Origin of the sequence: Candidatus Methanoperedens sp., from assembly GCA_027460535.1 — an archaeon.
Classification (GTDB): domain Archaea; phylum Halobacteriota; class Methanosarcinia; order Methanosarcinales; family Methanoperedenaceae; genus Methanoperedens.
On the sequence record JAPZAR010000024.1, the window covers coordinates 78,676 to 92,181 of the forward strand.

The following is a 13,506-nucleotide window of genomic DNA, read 5'->3' on the forward strand; positions in this document are numbered from 1 at the left end:
GTTACCTCATTTTGTTAAGCAAAGTATTTATTTCATCCCCATGAAATCCAAGGTCTCCGCCTTCCAGGAAGTTCCTCTTGGTTCCCTTGAGACCTTTTCTCGCCGGATGCATCCTGAAAACCGGTTTCAATTTCGGAATATCAGATATCGAGGCTTTTCCCTCGCAGATAGCCTTTGCCAGTTCAAGAAATGATTTAAATTTCGTGTTCTTTGTAAGGTAATCCAGGGTCAATGCCTTTCCACCTTCCAGTTTTCCCCTATTCTCCAGCATCTGTGCAAGTGTCTCAGGATCAATGGGGCCCCATGCAATGAAATCTTTAGTTTTCCGTATCATACCATTGTAATTTGGGGTATCAGGAAGTATGACACAGTGATTTATCCTGTCAAGATGCAGCATGGAGAGTGTATCCTTTATATCCCGCCTTGTTTTCACGCCTCCGCGGAGTCTGACTGCTGCGTACATTTATTTCACCTTCATAGTAGTGGTTCTCATAAGCGCGTTGTATGTCGCTTTCGCAAAATTGACCGTTGTTCGTGTCTCGCCCGCTGCTCTTGCCCATACATCTTTTATACCGGCGATTTCAAGGACCTTTTTGGCGGTTCCCCCTGAAGCCAGACCAAGACCTCTGGGAGCAGGTATGAGTTCTACTTCAACGCTTCCGGACTTGCCCTTTACACCGAACGGCACCGTATGCCCCTGACCGCAGCCGCATTCCCAGGAACCGCATCCTCTTTTGATGCCAATCATATTCATTTTTGCGGCGTCTATTGCCTTCCTTATTGCGATACCGACCTGGACATCTTTTCCTTCTCCCAGGCCTATGAAGCCATCTCCATTACCTACTATTACCGTGGCTCTGAACTTCACCCTCCTTCCGGAGTCTGTCATCCTCTGGACCATGTTTATATCCAGGACTTCATCCCTTATTTCCGGGATCAATGCGTCCACTATCTGGGATTCTCTTATCGGCAACCCGGACTCAAGGGCTTCGCTCATGGTTGTTACCTGTCCTTCCTTGACGAGTTTACCCAGTCTTGTCTGTGGTATCCATTCAACCCGTCCTTCTTCGAATTCTCTGTCTCTCATTTTTTCACCTGAACTCGCCCTGAATCTTTTGTTTCGCCGCCTCAAGCTGGCCTGATATGTTGGTCTTTCTGTATTTATCGATATGCTTTCCCGTTATCCTGTCCTCTGATGGGAAAATCTCTTTACTGTGCGGTATTTCCAGACCTGAATCCACTGCTCCTTTCAAAGCAGCATATATCCTGCCGCCTTTCGTGGTATGACAAATGCCCTGGTCAAGTATTGCCTCGGTCTGTCCTTTTTTCTTCGCACGGTATCCCAGCAATAACCCTGTGAGGTAAGCCGAGGGAATATTTCCTGTACCTGCGTCATACCCGTATTTCTTTAACTCGCTGGTGTTCGCTGAAGCGATGGTAACATCGCCTTTTTTATCAAGTAAAACTAACTGTATGATCGTATTCTTTAGACTTTTCCTGACTACGAGCCTGGGTTTTCTGGATATGAGAAGCTGTTTTCTAGCCCTGTAATCCGTCTTGCCCGTCCTGGCCCGTCTGAACCGTACCCGGTATCGTGCTCCTGTCGCCATAAAATTCAAGCCTCCTTGAGCTGCTCAATATGAGCATTCAGGTGCGCCCTGCTTCTATATTCTCCGCCTTTTGCTTTGAGATATAATTTCCTGTATGTCGGCACATCTATAGTGTTGTTATCTTTGAGTTCCTTGAGCCGGCTGCGCAGCGCCCGGATCTTTTTCATCCACTGTTCTTTCTTTGGTCTTCGAGCACCTTTTGCGCCGCTTCTGGAGCCATGCCCTTTTCTGTGCCCGTAAGCCCGGGTCTCATCCACCTTTCGGGCTCTTCCGCGGCTGACCCCTCTGATATCCCTTTTACCGACCTTTTTTTCTTCGATCAGTTTACGGATATCTTCCCTCGTTAAGGCTGCTTCTATGTCCTTGGAGGCATCCGGATCCATCCATACCCTGTTTACTCCGATATCCATTACTTCAGCAGCCAATCGTCGCTGGTTTGCAAGGTCTGTCATATTATTCTTCCCTCCTTGAGGGGTTCAAAATCTTCAACCCTAACTCGGCGGCCTTCGCCTCTATCTGTATACGCTTTCTCGATCCCACAGTACGGGCTATCCTGGCTGCCTGCTTCCCTGCCTTCAGGGACTCGAGTTCCTTAGTATTGTTCACGATAACATCTTCAAATCCTGATGGATGCAGACCCCTGACGAGCGCCGGGCTGCCGTATCCGGCTTCCACAAGCGGGCATTTCCCCTTAACAGCATAGCGCGTTTTATTATGAATACCGTCGGGTCTTCTCCAGTAATCAGCGAGTTTCTTCTTCTTGTGGGAATCCGTTTGCTTGAAGGTCGGCTTTTTGCTTTTCTGTTTCTTCCTCACTTCAAGTAGTCTCTTTGTTTCTTCATCGATAGCGATAGTGATCTTTGGAGCTTCCAGTGCTTCCATTTTCTCTTCGGGCTTCTCTTCTTCGATAACGATTTTATCAGAAGACTCTTTTATTTTGTGTGCGAGTTTCTCGCCTATTCCCTTAATACCAGCAATTTCATCCACATCTGCTTTCTTGATCAACTTAATAGTGGTGAATCCTGCATCGAAGAGTAATTTGGCCTTCGCTTTTCCCACACCATCGAGGGTCGTGAGCTGTTTAATCGCATCATCTTCCATATTTCTCACCGTCCGGACCGCTCAACGAGGTATACTCCATCCTGGAACACCCTCGGGTCAAATCTTCTGATCTTTGTGGCCTGCTGAATATTGGCGGTCGTCTGTCCGACTTCTTCCTTATTTATCCCGTTGACAATTACCTGGTCCCCTTTTATTGTGACCTTGGTATTTCCCAGGATATTTGCTTTTCTTGATTTCTTTTCGCCAAGGAAATTGGCTATTAATAGCTGGTTCCCCTCGGTCTTTAACTGGATAGGAAAATGCGAATAAACCATTTTCATCTTATACTCATATCCCTTGGTTACTCCAGTTATCATATTCTTCAAATGGGATTCAAACGTGCCCAGTATTGCAAGCTGTTCTCTTCTCGTTTCATCGGTCTCAATAATCACTTCTGAATCAGCTTTCTTGATACTGACTCTGGGATACCAGAGTTCTCTCTGGAGTGATCCGAGAGGGCCTGAAATAGACACAGTAGTGTTACTGATAGTGATATTCACGCCCTCTGGAATCCCTACCGTTCTCTTTGTTTCCATGACATTCACCTAATATACATAAGCGAGTAATTCCCCGCCAATACCATTTTCTCTTGCTTCATCATGGGTCATAACACCATCCGGGGTGGTTATGATTATGGATCCAAAGCCCCTTGCAGGCAGGAACCGTTTTTCCCATTTTTCAAATTCGATGTTCTTGACTGCGTGCCTTGGTCTGATTACTCCGCATTTGTTGATCTTTCCTTTAAGCTGTACCTTGAAATGGCCGGATTTACCATCATCGATGAATTCGAATTCACCGATGTATCCTTTATCCTTCATGACCTTAAGCACACTTCCTATGAGTTTGGATGCCGGGCTAATCGTGCACTCAGGTTTACCTGTAGTTTCTGCATTTTTTATTATTGACATCGCATCTGCGAGTGGATCTAATAACATATGAATCACCTATGTGTATTTCTCAAAGCCCATGTTGTATGCAATTTCCCTGAAGCATTGCCTGCAGAGGTATATGCCGTATTTTCGGACAAGTCCCTGTTTTCTGCTGCAGCGTTTGCAGACATTAGCGCCCCTACCGAATTTTTTGTTACTTCTTTCCATCTAAATTACCTCCACATTGTACTTACTTTTTACAAAAGAGATCGCATCTTCTTTTGTCAGCCTGTGGTTCTGCGGTATCTTGTGTTTCTCGATCTTTCGCCTGCTTATCCTGTATCCGGGTCTTTTTAAAGCCACATTGACATCCATTCCAAAGATGCCAATGGAAGGGTCGTATTTCATCCCTGGAAAATCTGTATGTTCCTCAATCCCAAATGAAAAGTTGCCATTATCATCGAACTGAGATTCATTCAATTTATTATCGACGATCTTTAAGGCAGTTTTCAGGAACTCGCCTGCTTTAGTTGATCTCAATGTTACCTTGCATCCGATGGGTTCCTTTTTCTTTATGGAGAAGGTTGGTATCGTTTTTCTTGCAACCGCACGTATCGTTTTTTGTTTGACGATTGTTCCGAGCAATTTTTCCGCGTTCGTCAATCGTTCTCCGCTCTCTCCTGTGCCAATATGAACGGTGATCTTGTCAATTGAAGGTGTTCTCATTGGCTCCATTTAAACCACCTTGATCTCAGGCGTTGATTCACCTATCATGAAGACATAATTCTCGATTGTCTCAAATTCGTTTTCGTTTGAAAGCACGACCATGTTTGTTCCTGAACCCCGGACCTTACGGATCTGTTTAATCTTCCCGATCTCTCCGGAATGTTCTCCTCCCACGATCAGGGCAAGATTTCCTGTTTTATAAGCTATGTGTTTTGCGATGTTTCGATCCGGCAAGGATAGCATTATAGTGTCAAACGTTTTGTACTCATTGGACGCAAGCAAGTTGTTTCCATCATGCAAGTTGAGCTGAACCCCGCCTTTTCTCAGGACGGTCTTATTGTTGACCCTGCATAGTTTGAGTGCACCCTGGCTTTCTTTAAAGAGTTTGAACCTGTTATTAGCATCGAGAAGGAGGCGATAATACTCATTCACCGCTGGTAGGGATACTATATCAAAAAGCCCTGTCATGTACTTGTAATCTTTTCTCGCTATCCCATCAACTAAAATGTTCCCTTCGTTAATGATCCTCTTTGCTTCCCTGCTGTTATTTGCTATTTTGAGCATGTCTCTGACGACCACGAGCAGTGGAATTCCAGTTTCTTTTGAGTGACTCCCTGCATTCGCGCCAACTACCCACGCATGTGTCTTTCTTGTAATTGGCCATGACCTTGGGGCCGCCACTCTAATTTGATGTCTTCCCATTTTCAATCACCCAGGCGCTTTTCATCTTTGAGTTCTAATTTCGTGATCATTACATTTGAGGGCTGTATCGGCCTTGGTACTTCAGTGCCATCCGATTTGGTCACACTGACACCATCAACTGTGATGGTCATTTTCTTAAGGTCTACCGCCGCCACTTTACCTTCTGTGCCCCTATGGTCGCCTCGCAATACCTTGACAGTATCTCCTGTATGGACTGGTATGGTTTTTACGCCATGTTTCTTTTTAAGTTCATCGCTTAACATCGCACCCATTAATTTATGCCTTAAGTGAAGCGGGGCCTGATATCTGGATTTTCTCTGTTTTCTTGGTTGTGATGATACCATGAATTTCACCTACACTATGACCGAGGCCGCAGATGCTATTTTTGAATAACGCTCCGCGGCTTCCCGTGCAACCGGTCCTTTTATTTCTGTGCCTTTTGGCACGCCTTCCTCATCAACTATCACGCATGCATTATCTTCAAATGAGACCCTCAAACCATCGGGCCGCCTGAACTCCTTTTTCTGGCGTATCAAAACCGCCCTGAAGACCTGTTTTCTCATCTCCGGGGTTCCCTTCTTGACACTCACTATAAAAGTATCCCCGATACCGCCCCTGGGATGCCTGTTCTTCACACCGCGGTATTTTAACACTGAAATCACCTCAACCACACGCGCACCTGTGTTATCGGCACATTCCATCCTGGCAGCAGAGTTCATAGAGCGCGGGATTTTTGCCTTCATTCCTCTCATTTTGCCACCTCTATGACCACGTAAGACTTTGTCTTGGAAAGCGGTCTGCATTCAGCAACTGTCACATTATCGCCTTCTTTTGCGCTTAAGCAGGGAGGATTGTGAGCATGTACTTTGGTTTTTCTCTTTTCGTATCTCTCGTATTTTACAATCTTTTTCTCAAATGTTCTCTGCACTACCACAGTTTTATCCATTTTATCGCTTACAACCACTCCGCTGAGGACCTGCCCTCTAACAGGCAGTTCTCCATGAAATGGACAATTTGGATCTGTGCATTCTTTTGTGGGTGGCTGAACATCCAGCCCGATATCGCGTGACATAATCATTACCTCATTTATTTCCTGAATTTCCTTTTGAACTTAGTCTGAATTCTATTTTCGGGTTGCGAGAGCAATAATCTTCCATCAACTTTAATATTCAACGGTAAGTAACGTTTGCCGTCAAAAGATGGAAGAGTAAATATGAAAGATGAACGGGATTTAGGAATATTTTTTATCCGTTCACCAGCTTCTATTGTCAGTATATTTCTTGTTTCATCAACTATCCGTCCCCCAATTCCAATGAGGGAGCTATTTGTGCTGTCCACTACTTTTGTATCGAGACCTATGAGTTCATGGTGTATGATATTGTGTGGTGTCAGCTTCATTATTCTTTAGGTTCCTTCTGGATCGTTCTAATTCTGGCGATCGTTCTCCTGATCGCTTTCAATCTGCCGGGATTTTCAGGAGCCCCGCCTGCTGAGGCGATCGCACGCTCCCGGATTAATTCCAGTTTGAGTTTGTCTAATTCTTCCTGCTTTTCTGTAGGATTCATGTTCCTGATTTCATCCGCACGAAGTATGGCCATCAGCTTTCCTCCTTCTTATGGATACGCGGTACTGGGTGCCAGTACTCATAGCCTGAATGCCTGTGTTCCATGACATCGCCATGCATCCTTTCTTCTATATTCTCATCGTGAATTCCGGCAATCTCTGAATCCTGTGTTTCAGGTTCCGACACTGGAGCTTCGGGTTTTATCTCAACGACAGGGGCAGGTGTTTCAGGTGCTGCTTCAGGTCTCTTTTCCCCTGATGCCTTCACAATTTCCTCCATACCTGCCTGTTTCATTGCTTCGGGTGCTGCAGCGGCAGCAACCTGTACCGTCTTGAACTTACCTGGTAGTGTGATAGTGGGCGGAACGATTCTCACACGGCATCCGATTATTCCCAATTTTTTTATCGCTATTGCAAATCCTTTATCCACAAGTTCCATTGCCGGATTTCCTGCATGGAGCATGTTACCCGCGACGAACTTTTCCGTCCTTTTTCTCGGACCTGTTAGTTTCCCCGCGATATCTATCTCGCAGCCAAGTGCACCGGATTCCATTATCCTGCGGAGCATGTTATGACCCGCTTTCCTGAAGTACAGCCCGCGCTCGATTGCGGCCGCCAGCCTTGAAGCCATCATCTGTGCATTCAGTTCCGGGACTTTTACTTCCTGGACATCTATCTGGGGATTGTCAACTTTGAAAACTACCTCAAGGTCGTGGGTGAGTTTGTGTATCGTTTTTCCACCCTTGCCTATGATCATACCGGGCTTCTCAGCAAATATGGTAACCTGGGTACCCATGGGAGTGCGGTTGATATTCATACCTCCGTAACCAGCCCGTTCTAACTGTTTCTGGAAGTACTCAGCCATCTGCGCCTTATCGAGACCGTTCTTCACGAATTTCCGTTCTACTCCCATTATTGCGCCTCCAGTATCATTTCAACACTGACTGTTTCATGGTCTTTAGGTGTAGCTCTTCCCTGGGCTCTCGGGAATCTTCCCCTGTATGTATGGCCCTTTTTTGTGGCTACGTGTATTATTCTCATATTTTCCGAGTCAAGCCCTTTGTACCTCGCATTGCTCTCGACATTTGTTAACACTTTGAGAAATTCTTTAGCTGCTTTCTGCGGGTACCTGCCGGTACACATCCCTCTCCTGTGGGGAACATTTCGTGTAAACCTCTTATACGGCACGGCCCGCTTCAGATTGGAGACATCCTCAAGAAATCCCCGTGCTATATCGATCTTCATACCTCTTATTGCGGATGATATCTCATGTGCATGTTTTCTTGAGATCGGAAGTTCTTTACCAATGGCTTTCGCGGTTTTTTCAGGGACTGGTTCAATAGAGTAATTTAATTTCATGTGCATCACTTCAATGGAATGAATTTGCTCGATCTCGTAGCGCCGATACCTGCTGCACCGTGGGATACTTTCTTACGGGTAAGTACGAACTCACCCATATAATGACCCACCATCTCCGGGATCATCTCTACCGGTGTAAACTCCTTGCCACTATGAATGGCAATTTTCATCCCTACCATCTCTGGCAGGATTATCATATCCCGCAGATGCGTCTTTATATTCGGGTCATTTATCTTAACTTTATGTAATAATTTTTTATGCTCTTCAGAGAATCCCCGCAGTATTGTGCGGCGCTGCCTTGCGGGTACGAGCTTTGCGAACTCTTCAAGACTCAACTTCTTGAGGTCCTCCAATGTCTTTCCACGATATGTGAATTCACCTTTCCTTTTGGGTACTTTTGATAATAATTTCTTTGCCATACTACGTCACCTTCTTCCTGTCCTTCGTGCTGCAATTGATCCGACTTTTCTGCCCGGGGGTGTACCGCGGGCTACGGTCTTTGGCCTTCCCGGGTGCTGCTGCCCGCCGCCTCCGAAAGGATGGTCCACGACGTTCATAGCCACGCCTCTTGATCTTGGCCATTTGGTCGCTCTCACTCTCATTCTATGGAATTTCTTTCCTGCTTTTACAAAGGGTTTCTCAGTACGCCCGCCGCCTGCGACAACGCCGATAATAGCCCTGCACTTGGGATTGAGCCATTTCATCTCACCGCTTGGAAGCTGAACTACGGTTTTCCCTACGTCATGTGCTATAAGTATCCCGTACATCCCTGATGCCCTTGCGAATTTCCCGCCGTCACCTGGCTGTGACTCTATATTACAGATTGGTATTCCTTCTGGTATCTCGGAAAGTGTCAATGTGTTTCCTGGCTCCACGGGAACTGATATTCCGCACTGGATGGTTTGGTCCACCGATACACCTTCCGGGATAAGCATCAGCCTCTCCTCCCCATTGCTGAAAGATATACGTCCTATTGGGGCTGACCGTGCTGTATCATGTATGATTTCAAGTATTTTTCCTGTGACCACTCCTTCGGTGACCTTCAGATGTTCAAGGTTCGCTTTGAATTTATGAGAAGGAGCTTTGTATGTAGGAGAACCTTTTCCCCTGCTTTGAGAAATAATTCTATGTCCCATATTATCACCTTAAAATATCCCTAACCTTGAGGCTAACTCCGTTGCAGTGTTCGGGTCCTGGAAAACCACGATGGCTTTCTTTTTACCCTTAGGTGTCATCATAGTGTTAACGCTGGCAACCTTTACATTATAGAGGGCCTCGATATTCTTTTTCACTTTATCTTTCGTATCATTGACATCAACGATGAACTGGAGAGCGTTATTCGCTTCAGCCAGGGTCGTAGCTTTTTCTGTCACGTATGGATGCTGGATCACTGGAATACCTCCTCGAGTTTTGTTATGGCAGATTCTGTATATATCGTCAGACGCCCGCCTGAAGTTCCCGGGGCTAACAATTCGGTGTTTAGCTGGTCAGAGGTTACGATGTCTACGCCTGCAAGGTTGCGGGCGGCTTTTCCAATCCCCTTATCCTCGGCTGTGACAATCAATATGCTCTTCGTGTTCTTATATTTCCGGCCTCTGAGTTTGCCTTTTCCTGCCCTTATGGTCTTATCTTTTGCCCTCTCTATATCATCCCATACACGGACCGCTTCCATGAAGGATCTGACATCTTTTGTTTTTGTAAGTGAGGAAAGTTCATCAACAACGATCAACGGTAACTGTGCCTGGAACTTATGGCCGCGATTTTGGACCAGCTGGTTATCTCCAGTTGCCGCAATGGCTGATCTTATGGCTTTGCTTCGTTCTTTATCATTGATTTTTTCTGTCCTGTCGGCTTCCGGCTTTGGAGGATGTGCTTCCCTGCCTTTGACCGCCTGAGGGATTCTGGCAGCCTTGCTGCCGTTCTTGAGCCTGGCGACTCTCGAGACGCCTCTTCCAGGTCCCCACCCTTCAGCCGATGTCCGGAGACCTGCATACATATGTGGTCCATATGGCTGCTGCCGGTTCGCCTGGGAAGCAAGAACCGCTTTCTTAATAAGATCAGGGCGGTAAGGTTCATCGAATAGCTTTGATGAGATCTTTTTAGTTGAATTTCCTGCTAAATCTATTATGTTCGCTTCCATTAGGATCACCCTTGTTTTGACTCGAGGCTTATATACGTTAGCTCCGGAGCCGGTATTTGTTTCTTTGATCTTATAGCAGGGCGCATGCGAACAAGTCTCTTCGCCGGGCCTGGCACGCTGCCCTTGATGATAATGTAATCGTTCCTGACAATGCCGTAGTTTAAAATTCCGCCATCGGGGGTAACATTCTTGCCATCCTTACCTATTTGCATTATCTGTTTGTTGAACTCAGTCCTCTGGTGGTATCCGGTCTGGCCAAGCTGCGGTACCCTCCAGCTCACATGCGAGGGATGCCAGGCCCCGAGCGTCCCGATTTCTCGCACGCTTCCTGCCCTTGAGTGTTTGGATTTCTGGAGCTGTATACCCCAGCGCTTCACTGGCCCCTGCAATCCCTTTCCCGTGGTTATAGCAATCAAATCGATGGTATCGCCATTGTTGAACACATCGCTTATATTGACGGATTTTCCAAGAAGGGTCTTGGCATACTCAAACCTCGTCTTCAGGTCAGTGCCGCCGATATTATTTTCCATGATCTCAGGTTTTTTCTTTGGAATACCTGTGACCTTTTCAGGTAGTGTGTACATAACGACCCTGAGATCGCTGGCGAAACCATCTTTAATAAGCTGGTCTATCTTCGCTAAAGCTTTGGGAAGGTCGTGCTTCTTTGGAACGGCCATAGCACGGTTGAGCTCCTTATCAAGCTCGGTCGTCCATGCCTCTGCGACTGCACTGGCACCGTAAGTGGAATTCTTGTAAACCCGTATAGCTGCGACCTTCATTGGTGGAGCCTCGAGAATGGTTACAGGGACTGAGATTTCCATCCCTGAAGTCAGGCTGTTCGGGACATTGTCTGTCATTACTACATGCGTCATTCCCGCTTTATAGCCCGCAAATCCCATTAGCTTCGCCTCTTTTTTGATGGGCCATGCTCTCACACGGGGGATTTCACTTCGTGCTCTTACGCGCGGACTGTATGCAATAGACCCGCGCCTTGGTCTGTGTGGATGAGACATTTTGTTTCTCCTTTATCGACTATATATGATACTGATACGAGGATGTTTACACGCTGCAGAATGTCTGCAATAGGTCTTCACAAATAGATTTTGACTTACATGCATTTACGGGCTTACGAAAACCGCATTGGCCCCTGCAATTCATCAAATCCGACTTTGATCGACTTCAACGTGCGTTATGATACACGCATCGTACTTTCCGCTTTAAACGAAGACGAAGTATATAAATGCTTTGGGCGGTGTCTGTATTTTCCAGCGCAGCGCCTTCCAGCGCTTTTATTGTATCTTTTCCAGAAATAACAGGCAACTTCAAACCGTTACCTCTGCTACCTGTCCTGCACCCATGAGGGAAATATCTTCTTCAGGTTCAAGGTAGAGTTCTATGGCTTCTTTTATGTTCTCAAGAGCTTCCTTTTTTGTTTTTCCCTGAGAAATGCAGCCCGGAAGCGAAGGAACTTCGACAACGTACCAGCCATCTTCGCCTTCTGTGATAACGACTTTAAATTTCATGGTGTTTATTTTGCATATATGTACTTATATGGTTACTGTGAATCAGCGCCGTTCTTCGAGTGCGCATGGGCGGCGCGCTTTCTTGCTGCGGAGGCGGCGTTATGAGTAAAGCCGATGAGGCGTTTGGGCGACTGGAGCCAAATAGCTTCTTCTGGAACAAAACGTTAATCTCCAAGAATAGCCTCTTTTGATTTTATTATCGTAAAATCTTTCTTTTCAATATCTGCAATAAGTTTTTTCAGTTCGTCGTGCTTAAGGATTTTTCTTAGTTTCAAAGCCCTTAAAATGTCTTCCATATCCAGAAAATTAATGTTGTTTTGTCTGCAAAATTTTTTCACGAATCTATCGTTTGTGAGCAAAATTCCATTTCTTGATTTACACAGCACAATCAACTGGCATTCGCCTTCATGCAGGTCTTTCCTGCTTTCCAGCAGATTCCTGAAATCCTTGAATTCATCTTCAGAAGGAAGGATAATTTCGACATTTTGGAAAATTTCATCTACAAAAGAGTAGCCGGCGCGCTTTGAGCGCATGAGTTCTTCGTAAATGGAGGGAGAAATACCCAGTTCTCTGAAGAATTCCTTAAGATACTTTACCGCATTTGCCTTGGCAAAGGCACTCAGAATATCCGCATCTGCAAAAAACATTAAACTAACCCGAGCTTTTTTAGTTTTTTGTCAATTTCTTTAACCGATTTACCTTCAGTTCTTCTAACTATACCCCTTCCCGCCATGACTTCTTTAAACTCGATTGTTGTCATGCCTGCAAGCTCGGCAGCCCTTGCGAGTGAGACTTTTTCTTTGAGGTACAGTTCGATAGCTAAAGAAATCCTCAATTCTGCTTTTGTATTTAATAATGCTCTGAAAGCATCCCTCATTAAATCGGATTTTGAAGGATAGTATCCCTTTTTTACGAGAATATCAAGCTCTTCGCTTATATCCGGATAGTCTAATGCTTCCATTTTTGTATCACTGAATTACAATTGGAGACGAGACTTTAAATAGCTTTTCGAAAAGCTTCCAGCGCAGCCAACCAGCCCTAATCGGCGCCGTTCTTTGAGTGCCCATGGGCGGCGCGCTTTCCTGTTGCGGAGGCTGCGGGATGGGCGCGAGGGCGAATGAGTTCGGATGTTTCTCAGCAGGTGAAATAGTTCAGGCTGTTACTACATTTAGTAATCTTTATATGTACTACATATAATAACTACATATATGGATTACACGACTGTTTCAGCAAAGATACCAAGAGAAGTCAAGCATAAAATTGAAGAGTATGGAATAAAACCATCCGAAGTTATAAGAAAAGCTATACAGAATGAAATTAAAAAATTTGAGATTATGAACCTCAAAAAAGAATCAGAATTGCTAAAACCAATTATCAATAAAATCAAGAGCGAACAGGTTGCAAAATCAATTCGGGAGGATAGGGAGAGATGATTTATGATGCAAGTTCCATTTATAGAGCTATCGAAATTGGAGATTTTAATAAGCTGCTGGAAGGAAAAACTCTGGATTTAGCGCAATATGAGCTTGGGAACGTGGTCTGGAAAGAGGTTACAAGAAAGAAAATATCAGAAAGCGAAGGAGCAAAATTGATAAAATTTATCTCGAAGGTCATTTCTTTGATGGAGATTTTAAAAATCGGGATCAAGAATGAAGTTCTCAAGGTAGCGGTGGATAACAATTTGAGTTACTATGACGCCTCGTATCTCTATGCATCAATTTCAATGAAGGATGTCCTTGTAACCGAGGATAAAAAGCTGCTTGATAGAGCGATTGAGTGCAGCGCGGATGCCGGAAGGTTTGAGGATCTTTTAGATAAAAAGTGACCAGAGCTTTCGGCGTGGTTTATTCCCGAACCGGCGCCGTCCTTTGAATGCGCATGGGCGGCACGCGGTGTATTCTGGACAGGATTCA

At 45.4% G+C, this 13,506-nt stretch carries 27 protein-coding genes and 1 pseudogene; 2 read left to right on the forward strand and 26 right to left on the reverse strand.

Features of this window, described 5'->3' with window-relative positions:
• Position 1: 1 nt before the first annotated feature.
• From O8C65_10245 to O8C65_10370, 26 genes and pseudogenes are all read right to left on the reverse strand, one after another.
• The gene (locus O8C65_10245) at positions 2-463 is read right to left on the reverse strand and encodes a 50S ribosomal protein L30 (protein MCZ7357304.1); all 462 of its coding nucleotides are present in this window, start codon (positions 461-463) and stop codon (positions 2-4) included.
• Positions 464-1,087, reverse strand: coding sequence for a 30S ribosomal protein S5 (locus O8C65_10250; GenBank protein ID MCZ7357305.1), 624 nt, complete (start codon positions 1,085-1,087; stop codon positions 464-466).
• Positions 1,088-1,091: 4 nt separating this feature from the next.
• The gene (locus O8C65_10255; protein MCZ7357306.1) at positions 1,092-1,610 is read right to left on the reverse strand and encodes a 50S ribosomal protein L18; all 519 of its coding nucleotides are present in this window, start codon (positions 1,608-1,610) and stop codon (positions 1,092-1,094) included.
• Between the two features lie 5 nt (positions 1,611-1,615).
• Positions 1,616-2,062 (reverse strand): 50S ribosomal protein L19e, encoded by a 447-nt coding sequence (locus O8C65_10260; GenBank protein ID MCZ7357307.1) that lies wholly within the window; start codon positions 2,060-2,062, stop codon positions 1,616-1,618.
• Position 2,063: 1 nt separating this feature from the next.
• The gene (locus O8C65_10265) at positions 2,064-2,492 is read right to left on the reverse strand and encodes a 50S ribosomal protein L32e (protein ID MCZ7357308.1); all 429 of its coding nucleotides are present in this window, start codon (positions 2,490-2,492) and stop codon (positions 2,064-2,066) included.
• Positions 2,493-2,546: 54 nt separating this feature from the next.
• Positions 2,547-2,711 (reverse strand): annotated as a pseudogene (locus tag O8C65_10270) (helix-hairpin-helix domain-containing protein).
• Positions 2,712-2,716: 5 nt separating this feature from the next.
• Positions 2,717-3,247, reverse strand: a complete 531-nt coding sequence (locus tag O8C65_10275; GenBank protein ID MCZ7357309.1) for a 50S ribosomal protein L6 — start codon at positions 3,245-3,247, stop codon at positions 2,717-2,719.
• A 9-nt stretch (positions 3,248-3,256) separates the two neighbouring features.
• Entirely contained in the window at positions 3,257-3,646 is a 390-nt protein-coding gene (locus O8C65_10280; protein MCZ7357310.1) for a 30S ribosomal protein S8, read from the reverse strand.
• A gap of 9 nt (positions 3,647-3,655) precedes the next feature.
• On the reverse strand, positions 3,656-3,808 hold the full coding sequence (locus tag O8C65_10285; protein MCZ7357311.1) for a 30S ribosomal protein S14: 153 nt from the start codon (positions 3,806-3,808) through the stop codon (positions 3,656-3,658).
• Positions 3,809-4,306, reverse strand: coding sequence for a 50S ribosomal protein L5 (locus O8C65_10290; GenBank protein MCZ7357312.1), 498 nt, complete (start codon positions 4,304-4,306; stop codon positions 3,809-3,811).
• Positions 4,307-4,315: 9 nt separating this feature from the next.
• Positions 4,316-5,008 carry a 30S ribosomal protein S4e gene (locus O8C65_10295; GenBank protein ID MCZ7357313.1) on the reverse strand — a complete coding sequence of 231 codons (693 nt, stop codon included), beginning with the start codon at positions 5,006-5,008 and terminating at the stop codon, positions 4,316-4,318.
• A gap of 2 nt (positions 5,009-5,010) precedes the next feature.
• Positions 5,011-5,352, reverse strand: a complete 342-nt coding sequence (gene rplX / locus O8C65_10300) for a 50S ribosomal protein L24 (GenBank protein MCZ7357314.1) — start codon at positions 5,350-5,352, stop codon at positions 5,011-5,013.
• A 9-nt stretch (positions 5,353-5,361) separates the two neighbouring features.
• Positions 5,362-5,760, reverse strand: a complete 399-nt coding sequence (locus tag O8C65_10305; GenBank protein MCZ7357315.1) for a 50S ribosomal protein L14 — start codon at positions 5,758-5,760, stop codon at positions 5,362-5,364.
• Positions 5,757-6,080: a 30S ribosomal protein S17 gene (locus O8C65_10310; GenBank protein MCZ7357316.1), complete on the reverse strand. Its 324-nt coding sequence runs from the start codon at positions 6,078-6,080 to the stop codon at positions 5,757-5,759. The genes O8C65_10305 and O8C65_10310 overlap by 4 nt, the downstream gene beginning before the upstream one ends.
• A 14-nt stretch (positions 6,081-6,094) precedes the next feature.
• Positions 6,095-6,406 (reverse strand): ribonuclease P protein component 1, encoded by a 312-nt coding sequence (locus O8C65_10315; protein ID MCZ7357317.1) that lies wholly within the window; start codon positions 6,404-6,406, stop codon positions 6,095-6,097.
• On the reverse strand, positions 6,406-6,606 hold the full coding sequence (rpmC, locus tag O8C65_10320) for a 50S ribosomal protein L29 (protein MCZ7357318.1): 201 nt from the start codon (positions 6,604-6,606) through the stop codon (positions 6,406-6,408). The genes O8C65_10315 and rpmC overlap by 1 nt, the downstream gene beginning before the upstream one ends.
• Positions 6,606-7,484, reverse strand: a complete 879-nt coding sequence (locus O8C65_10325) for a 30S ribosomal protein S3 (GenBank protein ID MCZ7357319.1) — start codon at positions 7,482-7,484, stop codon at positions 6,606-6,608. The genes rpmC and O8C65_10325 overlap by 1 nt, the downstream gene beginning before the upstream one ends.
• Positions 7,484-7,930 (reverse strand): 50S ribosomal protein L22, encoded by a 447-nt coding sequence (locus O8C65_10330; protein MCZ7357320.1) that lies wholly within the window; start codon positions 7,928-7,930, stop codon positions 7,484-7,486. The genes O8C65_10325 and O8C65_10330 overlap by 1 nt, the downstream gene beginning before the upstream one ends.
• Positions 7,931-7,935: 5 nt before the next feature.
• Positions 7,936-8,349 carry a 30S ribosomal protein S19 gene (locus O8C65_10335; protein MCZ7357321.1) on the reverse strand — a complete coding sequence of 138 codons (414 nt, stop codon included), beginning with the start codon at positions 8,347-8,349 and terminating at the stop codon, positions 7,936-7,938.
• A 6-nt stretch (positions 8,350-8,355) separates the two neighbouring features.
• A complete protein-coding gene (locus O8C65_10340) occupies positions 8,356-9,066 on the reverse strand; it encodes a 50S ribosomal protein L2 (protein MCZ7357322.1) in 711 nt (236 codons plus the stop codon).
• A 9-nt stretch (positions 9,067-9,075) separates the two neighbouring features.
• On the reverse strand, positions 9,076-9,321 hold the full coding sequence (locus O8C65_10345; protein ID MCZ7357323.1) for a 50S ribosomal protein L23: 246 nt from the start codon (positions 9,319-9,321) through the stop codon (positions 9,076-9,078).
• Entirely contained in the window at positions 9,318-10,070 is a 753-nt protein-coding gene (gene rpl4p / locus O8C65_10350) for a 50S ribosomal protein L4 (protein ID MCZ7357324.1), read from the reverse strand. The genes O8C65_10345 and rpl4p overlap by 4 nt, the downstream gene beginning before the upstream one ends.
• 5 nt (positions 10,071-10,075) lie before the next feature.
• Positions 10,076-11,083: a 50S ribosomal protein L3 gene (rpl3p, locus tag O8C65_10355; protein ID MCZ7357325.1), complete on the reverse strand. Its 1,008-nt coding sequence runs from the start codon at positions 11,081-11,083 to the stop codon at positions 10,076-10,078.
• A gap of 309 nt (positions 11,084-11,392) precedes the next feature.
• Complete coding sequence (locus O8C65_10360) at positions 11,393-11,593, reverse strand: type II toxin-antitoxin system HicB family antitoxin (GenBank protein ID MCZ7357326.1); 201 nt, start codon at positions 11,591-11,593, stop codon at positions 11,393-11,395.
• A 164-nt stretch (positions 11,594-11,757) separates the two neighbouring features.
• Entirely contained in the window at positions 11,758-12,240 is a 483-nt protein-coding gene (locus tag O8C65_10365; GenBank protein ID MCZ7357327.1) for a hypothetical protein, read from the reverse strand.
• Positions 12,240-12,554, reverse strand: a complete 315-nt coding sequence (locus tag O8C65_10370; protein ID MCZ7357328.1) for a UPF0175 family protein — start codon at positions 12,552-12,554, stop codon at positions 12,240-12,242. The genes O8C65_10365 and O8C65_10370 overlap by 1 nt, the downstream gene beginning before the upstream one ends.
• Positions 12,555-12,801: 247 nt before the next feature.
• Between O8C65_10370 and O8C65_10375 the strand changes: the two genes are divergently transcribed.
• The gene (locus O8C65_10375) at positions 12,802-13,026 is read left to right on the forward strand and encodes a hypothetical protein (GenBank protein MCZ7357329.1); all 225 of its coding nucleotides are present in this window, start codon (positions 12,802-12,804) and stop codon (positions 13,024-13,026) included.
• The gene (locus O8C65_10380; GenBank protein ID MCZ7357330.1) at positions 13,023-13,418 is read left to right on the forward strand and encodes a type II toxin-antitoxin system VapC family toxin; all 396 of its coding nucleotides are present in this window, start codon (positions 13,023-13,025) and stop codon (positions 13,416-13,418) included. The genes O8C65_10375 and O8C65_10380 overlap by 4 nt, the downstream gene beginning before the upstream one ends.
• Positions 13,419-13,506: the final 88 nt, after the last annotated feature.

Bases quoted from the DNA above. Each gene is read 5' to 3' on its own strand.
- O8C65_10245 (MCZ7357304.1), bottom strand. From the start codon at position 463: ATGTACGCAGCAGTCAGACTCCGCGGAGGCGTGAAAACAAGGCGGGAT.
- O8C65_10250 (MCZ7357305.1), bottom strand. From the start codon at position 1,087: ATGAGAGACAGAGAATTCGAAGAAGGACGGGTTGAATGGATACCACAG.
- O8C65_10255 (MCZ7357306.1), bottom strand. From the start codon at position 1,610: ATGGCGACAGGAGCACGATACCGGGTACGGTTCAGACGGGCCAGGACG.
- O8C65_10260 (MCZ7357307.1), bottom strand. From the start codon at position 2,062: ATGACAGACCTTGCAAACCAGCGACGATTGGCTGCTGAAGTAATGGAT.
- O8C65_10265 (MCZ7357308.1), bottom strand. From the start codon at position 2,492: ATGGAAGCACTGGAAGCTCCAAAGATCACTATCGCTATCGATGAAGAA.
- O8C65_10275 (MCZ7357309.1), bottom strand. From the start codon at position 3,247: ATGGAAACAAAGAGAACGGTAGGGATTCCAGAGGGCGTGAATATCACT.
- O8C65_10280 (MCZ7357310.1), bottom strand. From the start codon at position 3,646: ATGTTATTAGATCCACTCGCAGATGCGATGTCAATAATAAAAAATGCA.
- O8C65_10285 (MCZ7357311.1), bottom strand. From the start codon at position 3,808: ATGGAAAGAAGTAACAAAAAATTCGGTAGGGGCGCTAATGTCTGCAAA.
- O8C65_10290 (MCZ7357312.1), bottom strand. From the start codon at position 4,306: ATGAGAACACCTTCAATTGACAAGATCACCGTTCATATTGGCACAGGA.
- O8C65_10295 (MCZ7357313.1), bottom strand. From the start codon at position 5,008: ATGGGAAGACATCAAATTAGAGTGGCGGCCCCAAGGTCATGGCCAATT.
- rplX (MCZ7357314.1), bottom strand. From the start codon at position 5,352: ATGGTATCATCACAACCAAGAAAACAGAGAAAATCCAGATATCAGGCC.
- O8C65_10305 (MCZ7357315.1), bottom strand. From the start codon at position 5,760: ATGAGAGGAATGAAGGCAAAAATCCCGCGCTCTATGAACTCTGCTGCC.
- O8C65_10310 (MCZ7357316.1), bottom strand. From the start codon at position 6,080: ATGTCACGCGATATCGGGCTGGATGTTCAGCCACCCACAAAAGAATGC.
- O8C65_10315 (MCZ7357317.1), bottom strand. From the start codon at position 6,406: ATGAAGCTGACACCACACAATATCATACACCATGAACTCATAGGTCTC.
- rpmC (MCZ7357318.1), bottom strand. From the start codon at position 6,606: ATGGCCATACTTCGTGCGGATGAAATCAGGAACATGAATCCTACAGAA.
- O8C65_10325 (MCZ7357319.1), bottom strand. From the start codon at position 7,484: ATGGGAGTAGAACGGAAATTCGTGAAGAACGGTCTCGATAAGGCGCAG.
- O8C65_10330 (MCZ7357320.1), bottom strand. From the start codon at position 7,930: ATGAAATTAAATTACTCTATTGAACCAGTCCCTGAAAAAACCGCGAAA.
- O8C65_10335 (MCZ7357321.1), bottom strand. From the start codon at position 8,349: ATGGCAAAGAAATTATTATCAAAAGTACCCAAAAGGAAAGGTGAATTC.
- O8C65_10340 (MCZ7357322.1), bottom strand. From the start codon at position 9,066: ATGGGACATAGAATTATTTCTCAAAGCAGGGGAAAAGGTTCTCCTACA.
- rpl4p (MCZ7357324.1), bottom strand. From the start codon at position 10,070: ATGGAAGCGAACATAATAGATTTAGCAGGAAATTCAACTAAAAAGATC.
- rpl3p (MCZ7357325.1), bottom strand. From the start codon at position 11,083: ATGTCTCATCCACACAGACCAAGGCGCGGGTCTATTGCATACAGTCCG.
- O8C65_10360 (MCZ7357326.1), bottom strand. From the start codon at position 11,593: ATGAAATTTAAAGTCGTTATCACAGAAGGCGAAGATGGCTGGTACGTT.
- O8C65_10365 (MCZ7357327.1), bottom strand. From the start codon at position 12,240: ATGTTTTTTGCAGATGCGGATATTCTGAGTGCCTTTGCCAAGGCAAAT.
- O8C65_10370 (MCZ7357328.1), bottom strand. From the start codon at position 12,554: ATGGAAGCATTAGACTATCCGGATATAAGCGAAGAGCTTGATATTCTC.
- O8C65_10375 (MCZ7357329.1), top strand. From the start codon at position 12,802: ATGGATTACACGACTGTTTCAGCAAAGATACCAAGAGAAGTCAAGCAT.
- O8C65_10380 (MCZ7357330.1), top strand. From the start codon at position 13,023: ATGATTTATGATGCAAGTTCCATTTATAGAGCTATCGAAATTGGAGAT.